Raw genomic sequence first — 13,763 nt, 5'->3', positions numbered from 1 at the left:
ATAAGGAAACAATAAAGGCAGTAAAGAGAATTATGTCCACGTTTTACGAAGTGATCTCATGAAAAGCTATCTAAATATCTCTGACTTCCTGCATTTTTTTCTTAGAAATTATTAACCTGATAGAAGTCTCTCGAATTTTGATGGTTAGTTCTTTTTATTCTCTCGCTTTCTTTACATTCATTACAATATTTTAAGAAGACTAGTTTTTAAAGTCAGAGACTTTATGAAGTCTCTGTTTTTCAATTATACTTGTTTTAAATAATACAAAGCCAGAGATAATTGCACAGCGTAAAGAATAACACTTTTTAGAGCGCAACAACTATTCTTTGATGTTTAAATTGTAGTTTTCTAAAAACCATTCAAAGGATTTACCATTCTTTCCAAGCTCCTGTTTTAACAAATTCAAGGTATTTTTGATATTGTCCGATGGTAGATATTTCATTTTCGTAATTGTCAAGTAATCCCCGTATTTCAAGTATGCTTTTAATTCTTTCGGACAATTCGTCGTTTGACTGTATATCTCTTTGGTTAACTCTGTCAACAATTTGTTCGTATTCCCTTTCAAATTCGCTTCGTAGTCCATTCTCCACTTCGGCTTTGAGTTCTCTATACTCTCCATCTTTTGATTGAAGTCCTTTTCTAAGTTTTTCAAAGTCTTCTCGTTCTCTTTTTTCAAGTTCCTCAAATTCTCGTTCAATCTTTCTGTTTTCTCTTTCAAAAGAGAGCGCAAATCTTGATTCTTCTCGAAAATTGACTTCAATGTATCTTTCTTCTCTTCTAATTTTACTTTGCTCGTTGTCAATTCTAGTTTCTTCGAGTCCAAATTCTTTTCTAATGTCCTCTTCAGATTCTCCAACTCGGTATCTGAACTTAATTTCCCGCTCAGTGTTTGTTTCTTCTGCTGTAATCTCTTCTCTGCGCTTAATATATCTTCTTTCCAAATCTGAGTAGTTTTCCTCAAATGCAATTTGTTGTTGTTCAAGGTCTCTGAATCCCTGTTCAACTTCGTCTTCTTCGTGTCTAGTGCTTGAATATACTTCGTTCTCAAATTCTCTTTCCAGCTCGTCCAGTCTTTCTCTATTTCTTTTTGTGTTTGTCTTAACTCTTGATAATTCAGATTCAAATTGTTGTTCAATTCTTCTGTATAGTTGAGTTCCCAAACTGTTTTTAATTGACCGTATAAGATTGCTAATTTGGTTTGTTCTGCAGACGACAGATTCTCCAAAAAACTTTCTTTGGAGTTCATCAATTGATGATAATTCCTCTCTATCTCCTTTGGAAACTTGAATGTAGTCAGTGCGTTCTTGGACATAATTATAAACCCATTTAGTATTAATTGATGTTAGTAAGCTTTTAGCAATATTTTCTTCTGAATCTTTAGGAATAATAATTTGAATTGTGTCTATTCCTAGTCTTTTCAGTTTAACCTTTTTTTCATCATCTAATTTATGAGAAACTACAATCTCAACTAGTAGGATAGGCTCATCCTTAGAATTAAAGAAAGTTAAGTCAGGTCGTATCAAAAGATTTTTATTTTCTATATCTGGATTTTTCCCGTGAACTATCTTGCCTTCATCATCTTCATAAAAGGTCAGTTCAGCTCTTACGTGATGAGCTTCAATAAATTGTGCTTCTTCCAAAAGAACAGCTTTCTTTCCGTCAGGGGAATAGGAGTAAAGATTAGGAACTTTTATACGTTTTGTAAACTGAAGTATTTCTATTGCAAGTTTATGTCTGTATTCTTGGTTGCTAAAAGTACATTTTCTTTCATTGTCAACTCCTTTGGCCGAGTGTCTAAAATAAGATTTATGATAGATGTTTTTTTTCTTTACGGCATCCATTTCTTCATTACATCCTAAGCACCAATAACCTTTTCTTCCGCTTATTGCATCACCAATATAAACAACTTCATCTTTGATGTTTTTGGCATATTCATTTTCTTCTTTTGGATTAACTTTAGACATTTCACAATCTTAATTATTGGTTATCTGTTTGATTTATAATATGCGTTTTGTTAATTTATGATGAAATCTAATAAAACTTATTTTTTTGTATTTCCTAAATAATGCAAAAATCGTCTTTATTTTAAGCAACAAGACAAGTAATTACACCTGATTTTGATTGAAATAGAAACTAACATTTGTGAAATAATTTCAAATTATTCGATGTAAGAAAAATATATAATATTATAAATAAAAATTATTTTTTTTGCGATCGACATTGTCATAAATAAAATAGATTGAACAAGGAATGTTTAACATTCTTAATGTATTTACTGCTCTAAGTAAACTAATTCTTGAAAATATAGGTAACTTACTTGATTTGCCTGTGGCATCTTTCTTAGTGATAATTCCATAAGTCACACTGAATTCACCTTTGTCTATTAAATTATTAAAACTGTTATTGTTAACAAGTGTTTTTAATTTTTCTTTTGATTCTTCTTCCATTCTAAGCAATTCAATTGAATTTACTCCTTGGTTGAACAAATGGCTGAGACTTGCAGAACGTGTTGAAATTTTTATGTGAATTAGGTTTACTTTATTTTCAAGGATAGTGATTAAATCGCATGGTTCTATTTGGGTTTGTCCATTAACCGAAATGTTTTTTTTGTCTAAACAGATTACATTTGCATTAGTACTTTTTACGGATTCATTATACTCATCTTCCCTTTGAGAATCGCAGGGATGTAAGAATGTGTGTGAATTTATAAAGTGAGGATTAAGTGCATTTTCTAATTTTGTGATATATTCTTTATCAATTAAATACCATTCTCCCTCAGTTAAATGATAAGTTAGGCCGTTGATTTCACAATCATATAAAAAACATTTATATATACTAAATTGTTTTATTTGATTGCCATTTTCATCTATAATTGCCATGTGATGATTAAAAAAGACATTAACATCATTAATTTGAGTTATATTCCTTTCTTCCAAATATGCTCTATAGTCGGCTATATATACATCATAATATTCAAAATTTGTTCTGCCTGCACCATTGAATTTAATTTTAAAAGATGTTGAATAATCCATGATTTCTGGAATTGATAGTACTAACTCTACCGGCGCACTTTCAAAAGCTAATAATAAGTTTTGGTTAAGTTCTCTGATTTTGTCTGGATCTCTAACTGGAACTATATTTTGAATATCTGGAAAAGATTGAATAAAATCGGTTTTGTTATATATTTCAATTATCTCTCTACATAAATTTGTGATCTCATCTGCTGGTAAATTTGAAGAAATTCTTAGGCTACTTGCACCAGTAACATTTCTAAATAAGTCAATGTATTCTGATTTTACAGCACCAGTTAATTTTTTTATTATGTTTTCATCATGTCTAATATCAAAAAAGTTTAGACTCGATTCTGTAGGACTTTGTACTCTTTGCCTTTTTGCATTCTCGGGTTGTAATATATCAGTAGATTTAATTTTTTCTGGATCCAGTGCGTTTAATGTTGTTTTTAATCCAAAATCATAATGATAACTATTATCTTTTAGTTGATGATAAGTAATGCCAAATGTCAGTACTATCCAACTATTATCAACAGGAAGAAAGATTAGACTTCCTTTTTGCATTTGATATAAGTTTTTATGTATTCCCCAGTAATTTTTCCACCATGGAGGACTTCCTGGAGTATCAGATAAATACATGATGGAATTATCAGGGAGATTTGTATTCTCTTCCTCTAATAACTGTAGATTGTGACCATCTTTCAACGCATTTTCTGGAGTAAATGTATCTTTTAATAGATAAATTGAGAAACCTCTACTTTTTGCCATTTTGAATTTAGATTATTTTATTAGACTGGTAATAATTGCATCAAATATTGGTATTTAATTTACTATTTCATTACGGAAATCCATAATGACAATTTAAAGTCTTGTTTCAAAAATATCGATTAAATTATACTATACATCGAGTAAAAATACCTGTTTACTCTAAGTTGAAGTTTTTATTTTGAATTACGATAAGTCGTTAATTATTAAAGAACTCTGGAAGAATAGTAGTGATACAAGTTAAGAAAGAATTTGATGTTTACTTAAGGCAATTATATTCAAATCTTTTACTCTTTGTTACGTTGTACTTGATAACACATGGAATATTTTTTCAATTAAGTGTTTCATGTGCTTAAGAGTATTCAGTAGTAAATAAATCAATCAAATACATTAAGTAATATGAAGTCAGCCTATTTATACGTTCGTGTAAGTACGGACGAGCAAAAGAGAAAAGGTTACTCCCTGCCAGAGCAGGAGGACAGGCTATTAAAATATTGTAAACATTATGATATCGAAGTCAAAGGAATTTATCGCGAAGATTACTCTGCAAAGAATTTCAATAGACCGGAATGGAACCGATTATTTTCAGAAATTAAAAAGAAATCATCAGGAGAAGATAAAAATATTCTATTTATCAAATGGGATAGATTCAGCCGTAATATTGAATACGCTTACGAAATGATTGGAAAACTTCGGAAATATAAAACAATTGCAAAAGCTATTGATCAGCCAATTGATTTCTCTGTGCCGGAAAGCACAGTTATGCTGGCTGTATATTTAGCTGTTCCAGAAGCAGAAAATGCAAGGAGAGCGCAAAATACTTCGAACGGTATTCGTCGAGCAAAGCTGATGGGAAGATATCCTAGTAAGGCACCTTTAGGATTTATCAATTTGACATCAATGGACGGCAAAAAAGGTATCGCTCCTAAAGAGCCTGAAGCCGAAATTATAAAATGGATTTTTTGTCAGGTTGCCAAAAACGATCATAAAATATCTGAAATCATGAAAATAGCTAAAGATAAAGGATTGGTATGTTCAAGATCACACTTTTTCAGGATTTTGCATAATTCAGTTTATTGCGGGCTTATACCAGTCAAGCTTGACTCTGGTGAAGAGCAAGTGATAAAAGGATTACATGAACCATTGATATCTGAGGCTTTATTTAATCAGGTCCAGTCTGTTATTAATCCAAAAAGAAAAACCACTTCTAAAAATTATGATTTGCAATCAATGTTTTTTCTTAAGGGGTTTATTATCTGTCCAGTTTGTGATCGAAAACTTCTCGGAAGTTTTTCAGCGGGGAGATTAAAAAAATATCCATACTACCATTGTCGCAATCGCTGCAGAACAAGGATAAATGCAATTTTTCTTAATGATTGCTATCAAAAGAAGCTTCAACAGTTAATGCTCTCAAATAATACAATTGAATTATTTAAAAATATTTTGGAAGACCAGAATATAAAGACACAGAAAGCAAGTTATTTATATGCGAAGAAAGTATTAGTGAGAAAAATAATTGACGAGAGTTTAACACTTTCTCAAGGCAGAAAATTATTTATTTCCGGAATATTAAAACTCGATGACTACAACGAATTAAAAAAAGAGAATCAAGTCAACACGAAAAATCTTAAAAAGGAAGTACGTGATATTTTAATTAAATTAAAAGCTATTGATAAGAAAAGTCAAATAGAAGAGAAAGCGTTAGTCGCAATCTTTCAAAGATTTTCTGAATTTGAGGTCTCAGATAAAAGACATCTTGTAAATCTTATTCCACCGACTAATGTTGATTATAAAACTGGAGATCTATCTTTAGATTTGAATCAAGCATTTTTAAAAATACTATCAAAAAAAGATAACCGAAAAACTGAAAAAAGATGAACTTTATTGAGAAGAATGTTTCAGTAGAAAAAGCAATTGCCATTCTTTCTAAGAGCGGCATTCAGATAAACGAAGATGAAGCCAAAATTATATTGGAATTGTTATATTTAGTGTCAAAAAACTACCATAAACCCAAAGAGAAGAAAATACTAAATCCTTAACGGGACTTCGAACCACTATTCAGCCCCGATTATATCTCTAATAAAATTGCTTCAAGACTGTTTATCTTAAACAGACTAAGGATTCCTCGTGAAAAAATCGAACCTAAAATATCTGGCTGTAAAGCTAGATAAATGGGGACTTTTGGCTATAAAAAAAGAGACAACTATTAACTAGTTGTCTCCTTAAGTGGAGTCGCCGGGAATCGAACCCGGGTCCAAACAAGCAACTAAAGAGCTTTCTACACGCTTATTTCCTGATTAGATTTTCGATGTTAAGCTAGGCCAGAAACAGCCACCGAACACTTATCTTCTTAATTTTCGAAACCCACCCGAAGCTCATGGATTTCTAGGTTTATTTTTACGGTTCCCCTTGACGGAACGCCACAAACCAAGGCTTTCCAGGAGAATCCAGCTTCTCTACCTTGTAGAGACGTGGCGCAATCTTACTATGATTCGGATTATGCAGCTAAAGCGTAATTATTTTCGCCGTGTAAAAGTTCGAGATCTTATATTTACGAGCAAGGTCTCAATGCTCGACGTGCTTACTGTTCAATTCGACTTGCTGTCAAAACCAGTCGACCCCAAAATTTAAGTCTGCAAATTTAGAGTATTTGAAATTACTTTCTACTAAAAATTTCAGAAAAATTTTGTTATTCTTCGTCTTTAAAATTAAAAGGATAATCTCCAAAAATTGGAGCTAATTTGCGGACAGCGTAAGTGTTTCTTGTCATTTTGTTAGACAACGCAATTATGGTAACGTTCTCTTTCATTAAAGTAATGTAAGATGAGGTATTGCCATGCCACCAGCCATTATGGAAATAATAGTTTTGACCCGTTTCCCAATTAATCATTCTAATTCCTAGACCGTAATTTTTAGTTCCTTTACGCTCGTTGCTGTAACCCGTATAAACTTGTTTTAGTAATTCAGGTTTCAAGAAATCAGGTGATTGTCTGGCGCGGTCAAATTTTAAAAGATCTCTTACTGTCGAAAAGACATTTTTATCTCCGTAAACATTGTCCAGATAATCAAAACCAATTTCTACACCATTTCCTTTGTAGGATGGAACAATTGTTTTTCTGTCTTTGTCATCATCAAAAACATATGTATGCGTCATGCCTAAAGGTTTGAAAATCATCTGAGACATTGCTTCTTTATATTTCAAGCCGGTAATTTTTTCAATGATAAGTGCCAGCATTGCATAATTGGTATTGCAATAGCTGAAACGGGTTCCGGTTTTAGATTCTAAACCAATATCTTTAGTCGCTAAAAGATTTAAAATATCTTTATTTGTCAATTGATTATGTCTGTCCCAAACCGATTTATCGTGATCTGTAAAATAAGCATAATTACGCATTCCGGTGCGATGGCTTAAAAGCATTCTAATCGTGCAGTCTTCGTATGGGAACGTTTTTAAAATTGTATTTACTTTTTGGTCTAAATCTATTTTACCTGCATTCACCAATTTTAAAATGGCTGTTGCCGTTAATACTTTGCTTACAGAAGCAATTTGCACAGGCGTTTCGGCAGTTATTTTAGTTCCTTCATTTTTATTGGCAAAACCATTGTATTTTTCATAAATAATCTGACCATTTCGGGCAACTAAAAAGCTTCCGTTCATGCTGTTGTTGGGCCAGTTTTTATAATAAAAATGATTTATTCTGCCAATTACCGAATTTTTATAGGCCTGAGAAATTTTCTTTTCAGGACCTAACGGCTTCATTTTAGGTAATGTATCTTCGACTGTAGGAGTAGTAGCTGTTTTTGTTTTATTGTCATTACCACAAGAGCTTAAAACTAATACTGAGAAAAGTATTTGTGGTATCTTTGTTTTTTTAAGGAAAATCATTTGCATCGTTCTTTAAAAACAAATATATCGAATTCAATTTTGTTGTATTCTCAGTTTTTGATGGTTTAAAAACGTCTTTTTAACATAATTTTAAGAACTGTTTTTTTTATTTCTTTGTTTTTCAGCTACTAACGGTTTTTAAACATTCTAAATAGTAAATTAGAAACAAAAATTTAACTATATTTGTTATATTTGAAACAAATACGATGTAAAAAGTTATATTATTAAATGCTTTAAATTTATTTAAATGAAATTTGGAATCATAAAAGAAAGAAAAAACCCACCAGACAGAAGAGTTGTTTTTTCTCCAAATGAGCTGACAAAACTAAAACAAGTTTATCATGACGCTTCTGTTGAAGTAGAAAGTTCAGATATTAGAGTTTTTTCTGATGCAGAATATAAAAATATGGGAATAACCGTTACAGAAGATGTTTCGGATTGCGATGTTCTTTTTGGTGTAAAAGAAGTTCCTGTTGACAATTTAATTCCAAACAAAGCATATTTCTTTTTTTCTCATACGATAAAAAAACAGCCGCATAACAGGAAATTACTTCAGGCGATTTTAGAAAAAAATATTGATTTATACGACCATGAAACTATTGTTGATTCGATGGATCGTCGATTAATTGGTTTTGGCAAATATGCCGGAATGGTTGGTGTATATAACGGAATCCGTGCCTTCGGAATTAAATTTGAATTATTTAAACTTCCAAAAGCAGAAACTCTTTCCGGAAAAGAAGCCTTGATTATGCATTTAAAACGCATTACAATGCCGGCTTTAAAATTTGTCATTACTGGAACTGGAAAGGTTGGGAGCGGAGCTAAAGAAATTTTGGATGCTATTAAAATAAAAGAAATCACGGTAGATAATTATCTGACTAAAAAATATGCGCAGGCAGTTTATGTTCAGTTAGATGTTTTAGAATATAACAAACGTATTGACGGTCAGGTTTTAGATTTTAATGATTTTGTTGAAAACCCGGAAGCTTATACTTCAGATTTTGAAAAATTCACGAAAGTTTCTGATATCTATTTTGCAGGTCATTTTTATGCAAGTAATGCTCCAATGATTTTGACCAGAGAAATGTTAAACGCAAGTGACTGCAAATTAAAAGTGGTGGCAGATATTTCATGCGATGTAAACGGGCCAATTGCAAGTACACTTCGTTCTTCGACAATTGCAGAACCTATTTATGGTTATTTCCCTTTAGAAGATAAAGAAGTAGATGTTTTTCATCCGGCAGCAGTTGTGGTTATGGCAGTTGATAATCTTCCGTGCGAAATCCCAAAAGATGCCAGCGAAGGATTTGGAGAACAATTTATGGAACATGTAATTCCGGCTTTTTTCAATGGAGACAAAGACGGAATTTTAAAACGCGCCAAAATCACTGAAAACGGAAAACTTACAGAAAGATTCAGCTATTTACAAGATTATGTAGACGGTAAATAATTGTGAATTGTTAATTATAAATTGTTAATTAATTAAAAAGAGCTTTCTAAATTTAGAAAGCTCTTTTTTTATTATGATGGTCAAATAATTTATAATTAACCATTAACAATTCACCATTAAACTAAACCATTTCTTCGGGTTTTACCCAGGCATCAAAATCTTCGGGAGAAACGTAGCCTAAACGAACCGCTTCTTCTTTTAGCGTCGTTCCATTTTTGTGAGCGGTTTGAGCAATTTCTGCCGCTTTGTAATAACCAATTTTTGTATTTAAAGCAGTTACAAGCATTAGAGAATTATCTACTAATTCTTTAATACGTTTATGATTCGGTTCAATTCCTTGTGCGCAATGTTCGTCGAATGAAACACAAGCGTCTCCAAGTAAACGTGCCGATTGAAGAAAGTTTGCAGCCATAACCGGTTTAAAAACATTCAATTCATAATTTCCCTGCATTCCACCAACTGCGATTGCCATATCGTTTCCGATAACCTGAGCGCAAACCATTGTTAGGGCTTCGCATTGCGTTGGATTTACTTTTCCGGGCATAATAGAAGATCCTGGTTCATTTTCCGGAATATGAATTTCTCCAATTCCTGAGCGTGGGCCAGAAGCTAACATTCTAACGTCATTCGCAATTTTGTTTAAGGAAACAGCCAATTGTTTTAAAGCACCGTGCGTTTCCACAATAGCGTCGTGTGCAGCCAAAGCTTCAAATTTGTTTTCGGCAGTAATAAAAGGATGTTTGGTAAACTGAGCGATATATTCGGCTACTTTTACATCGTAACCTTTTGGAGTATTCAATCCCGTTCCAACTGCGGTTCCTCCTAAAGCGATTTCAGATAAATGTGCTAAAGTGTTTTTAAGGGCTTTTAATCCAAAAGCTAGCTGCGCTGCATACCCTGAAATTTCCTGTCCAAGCGTTAAAGGAGTTGCGTCCATTAAGTGCGTACGGCCAATTTTTACAACATCTTTAAATTCATTTGCTTTTTTTACCAAAGTAGCGTGTAGTTTTTCAACTCCGGGAATTGTGGTTTCAACCACCATTTTGTAAGCAGCGATGTACATTCCGGTTGGGAAAGTATCATTTGATGATTGTGATTTATTTACATCATCATTTGCTTTTATAAATTGTTCGCCTTCGCCAATTTCAAAACCTTTCAAAACTTGCGCGCGGTTGGCAATTACTTCGTTTACGTTCATGTTACTTTGTGTTCCTGAACCTGTCTGCCAAATCACTAATGGAAATTGATCGTCTAGTTTTCCTTCCAGAATTTCGTCACAAACGGCAGCGATTGCATCTCTTTTTTCTATTGGTAAAACTCCTAGGTCGAAGTTGGCATAAGCAGCCGCTTTTTTTAGATAAGCAAATCCTTCGATGATTTCCTGTGGCATCGAAGCGGAGTTTCCAATTTTGAAATTATTTCTGGAACGTTCTGTTTGTGCACCCCAATACTTATCGGCAGGGACTTGAACTTCGCCCATGGTGTCTTTTTCTATTCTGTATTTCATTTTGTATATGGATTGTTTGTTGTTTATTTATTTGTTACACGATTTTAACTGAGACTGAAAACCGTGACTGAAAACCGTGACTGAAAACTAATTGAAGCTCCTGAAAATACTCATGTTCTTCTAATTTAGATAGTTGAATAATTTATCAAAAAATAAGCTTATTTAAAATGAGTATAAATATACGGATAAATGTTATTTCACGAAAATTGATTTAGATTTTATTGCTGAGGAAAAATATATAGCCTACATTTGTGGTAACATTCAAAAATTCCGGAAAACATGTTTGAATTTTCACAGTACTTAGGCTTTTTACTTTTCTTAACCATACTAACTATAGGGTTTTGGTTAATGTTTTTCTTGGTTGGTTTCGTATCTTATTGGGTTACGGGAGCTAGCTGGGAAATGTTCAAAGAAAAGAGAGCTAAAAAAAGACAAGAAGAACAATCAGTTAAATATTAATTGATTTCATAAAAAAGGACCCGTGAAAACGAGTCCTTTTTTTTATTAAATTTCAAAAATAAAATCCCAAATTCCAATGAGAGTCAATCAATTGGAATTTGGGATTTTTTAGTATTGGAATTTAACTTATATTATCCAGGGAAGTCTCCTCCGCCATCACCGCCGCCATCATTTTTAGGCTGTGCGTTTCGGTCTCTATCACTTTTTGGTTTGTTGAAACGATACGTAAATGATAAATTGAATTGACGTTTACGGAACTGCATTTCGCTGTACGATTTTTGACTTTCAAGAGTAACATCATTTTGAAGATAGGTGTCGGATCTCATGATACGTGAGTTGAAAATATCGCTAATATTGAATGCAATTGTTGCTTTGTCTTTTAAGATGTCTTTACTAAATGCTGTATTCATACCAAACTGACCTAAGTTTTTACCCTGAGCCGTTTTTTGTTCGCCATTGTATACAGCACTTAACTGCCAGTCTATTTTGTATGGTAAAGTTAATTTTGAGTTGATTCTGGCAAACCATGTATTAGCTTGATTATCCAGATCTTGTACAACTATATTTCCTTTTGTATCTGTATAAGTATTTTCTCCAATAGTTTTTACATTGTAAAAGTTGAAGTTACTGTTGATTCTCCATACTTTGAATGGTGTATAATTAAGAGTGAACTCAAAACCAAATTTTTGCTCTCTTCCTAAGTTAATTGGACGGCTTAAAATAACCGGAATTCCATCAACTGGATTATCCGGCGTAGGAGTTACAACATCACCATCGGGAGTTACAACGTCACCTGTAGGAGTTCTCACAAAACTGAAAACGTCTTTTGTGTTTTCGAAATATGCCGAAGTATTAAAGGTTAATTTTTCCCAGCGTTTGATGTATCCAATGTCGTATTTGTCTGTTAAAGATGGATCTAAGTCCGGATTTCCTCTAAAAATATTAACATTACTAGAGTAATTTGTCGCAGGATTCATGAAACGTCCTCTAGGTCTTGATAAACGCTTACTGTAACTTGCTGTGAAGTTGCTTTGATCTGAAATTTCGTAACTAATAAAAGCACTTGGAAACAGGTTGTTGTATTTTTTAGTGTTGAAATCGTTACTGTCTAATAGGTTTACCTGAATGTTAGTGTCTTCCCAACGCAATCCAAATAAATAAGAGAACTTATTGGCTTTGAAACCATATTGCGTGTAAATTGCGTTTATGTTTTCCTTGTATTCTAAAGTGTTTGATAATTTTGGATCTGGGTTACCATCAATGTCAGTTATTACATATTCGTTGTTCAAGTCGCCAAAACTTCCTTTATATCCGGCTTCAAACTGGCTTCCTTTGCCTAACGGTAATACGTAATCTGCTTGTAATTGTACTTGTTTTTGAACCTGATCGTTCAATGTATTATTGAAATTTGGTGATGCTGTAATGGAACTATTACTATCGTCTGTATTTCTTGAAATCGATAAATCGGCGGTAAGTTTATGTCCTTTATCGTTGAAGTTTTTGATTAAGTTTGAAGTATATTCTACGCTTTCACTTCCGGTAACACCATCATTTAATCGGTATGAATTACCTGTAAAATCATGTGCTGCATCAAAATTACTGTAGGTGATGAAGTCTCTTGTGTCACCAGAACTTTTTTGATAGTTAATGGCATTTGTCCAGAATGTGTTTGGAGCAACGGTCCATTCTATACCAGCCCTTCCGTTAAATCCGTCAGAAGTTCTTTTAGTATCACGATCTTCGTCCAGATATCCTTTTGGAGTTCCATCAGCATTTAAATAAGATGTATTAGTTAAACCTGCACCTTCGCTTGTTCTGCGGTTGTAACCAAGAGTAGTGAAATAGTTTAATTTCTCTGTTTTATAATTTAAATTTCCGCTTAAACCGTACGTTTCAGGAAGTCCTGTCGAAGCAATAAAAGTTCCGTTTAAACCTTGATTTTTTCCTTTTTTTAGAATGATATTGATGATTCCTGATCCACCTTCGGCGTCATAACGTGCTGATGGATTGGTAATAACTTCTACTTTATCAATGGCATCTGCCGGAAGCTGACGCAAAGCTTCGGCAACATTTATCGCGTTTGAAGGTCTTCCATCGATTAAAATTCGGATATTGTCACTTCCTCTTAAACTTACATTTCCTTCGGTATCAACAGAAACAGATGGTACATTGTCTAAAACATCACTTACTGTTCCGCCTTTTACCATCATGTCCTGACCAACATTGTAAACTTTTTTATCCAGTTTAATTTCAACTGATGATTTTTCGGCACGAACCACAACTTCGTTTAATTGTGCAGCATCTTCAGATAAATTTACTACCCCTAAATTGGTATCTTCCTGAATATTTTTTTGTTTAATTTCAGTCGATTTAAACGAAATGAATTCTACTTTTATATCGTAAGTTCCCGGAGCTACAGCTACTTCAAATTCACCTTTAGGGTTGGTAATTCCTCCGGCAATAACTTTTGTGTCATTTGGGGCCATGATCGAAATAGTAGCATATTCAAGCGGCTGCTTGCTTACTTTTTCGAAAACTTTTCCGGTAACTTTAACCTTATTTCTTGCAGGTGGTCCTTGTTGCGCATAGTTGTAAAAGCCTGTAAAAAGCATCACTAGCATTACAACAAAATTGATTTGTTTCATTTTTTTTTGGTTTCTTTTCTTCTTAGACAGCAAATGTACC

Annotated in this window: 8 protein-coding genes and 1 other RNA gene; 3 read left to right on the top strand and 6 right to left on the bottom strand. The window is 33.1% G+C overall.

The annotated features are described in order from the left end of the window. Positions 1-368: 368 nt before the first annotated feature. A complete protein-coding gene (locus J2Y38_RS02190; RefSeq protein WP_309839161.1) occupies positions 369-1,964 on the bottom strand; it encodes a hypothetical protein in 1,596 nt (531 codons plus the stop codon). Between the two features lie 222 nt (positions 1,965-2,186). Then, on the bottom strand, positions 2,187-3,779 hold the full coding sequence (locus tag J2Y38_RS02185; RefSeq protein ID WP_177734021.1) for a DUF6119 family protein: 1,593 nt from the start codon (positions 3,777-3,779) through the stop codon (positions 2,187-2,189). Positions 3,780-4,175: 396 nt separating this feature from the next. On the opposite strand from J2Y38_RS02185, the gene J2Y38_RS02180 reads away from it, so the two are divergent. Further along, entirely contained in the window at positions 4,176-5,654 is a 1,479-nt protein-coding gene (locus J2Y38_RS02180; protein ID WP_309839159.1) for a recombinase family protein, read from the top strand. A gap of 346 nt (positions 5,655-6,000) precedes the next feature. Here J2Y38_RS02180 and ssrA read toward each other — a convergent pair. Continuing rightward, positions 6,001-6,398, bottom strand: a transfer-messenger RNA (tmRNA) gene (gene ssrA / locus J2Y38_RS02175). Positions 6,399-6,465: 67 nt separating this feature from the next. Next, positions 6,466-7,668, bottom strand: a complete 1,203-nt coding sequence (locus tag J2Y38_RS02170; RefSeq protein ID WP_053471814.1) for a serine hydrolase — start codon at positions 7,666-7,668, stop codon at positions 6,466-6,468. Between the two features lie 241 nt (positions 7,669-7,909). On the opposite strand from J2Y38_RS02170, the gene J2Y38_RS02165 reads away from it, so the two are divergent. Then, positions 7,910-9,112, top strand: coding sequence for an NAD(P)-dependent oxidoreductase (locus tag J2Y38_RS02165; protein WP_309839156.1), 1,203 nt, complete (start codon positions 7,910-7,912; stop codon positions 9,110-9,112). Between the two features lie 121 nt (positions 9,113-9,233). Here the strand turns inward: J2Y38_RS02165 and fumC are convergent, their stop codons facing one another. Further along, the gene (gene fumC / locus J2Y38_RS02160; RefSeq protein ID WP_309839154.1) at positions 9,234-10,619 is read right to left on the bottom strand and encodes a class II fumarate hydratase; all 1,386 of its coding nucleotides are present in this window, start codon (positions 10,617-10,619) and stop codon (positions 9,234-9,236) included. Between the two features lie 279 nt (positions 10,620-10,898). On the opposite strand from fumC, the gene J2Y38_RS02155 reads away from it, so the two are divergent. Next, positions 10,899-11,078, top strand: a complete 180-nt coding sequence (locus J2Y38_RS02155; protein WP_056202312.1) for a hypothetical protein — start codon at positions 10,899-10,901, stop codon at positions 11,076-11,078. Between the two features lie 131 nt (positions 11,079-11,209). On the opposite strand, the gene J2Y38_RS02150 is transcribed toward J2Y38_RS02155, so the two are convergent. Next, positions 11,210-13,723: a TonB-dependent receptor domain-containing protein gene (locus J2Y38_RS02150; RefSeq protein WP_309839151.1), complete on the bottom strand. Its 2,514-nt coding sequence runs from the start codon at positions 13,721-13,723 to the stop codon at positions 11,210-11,212. Positions 13,724-13,763 lie beyond the last annotated feature (40 nt).

This window comes from Flavobacterium sp. 2755, from assembly GCF_031455715.1.
Classification (GTDB): Bacteria; Bacteroidota; Bacteroidia; order Flavobacteriales; family Flavobacteriaceae; genus Flavobacterium.
This window is presented reverse-complemented; position numbering and strand designations above follow the sequence as displayed.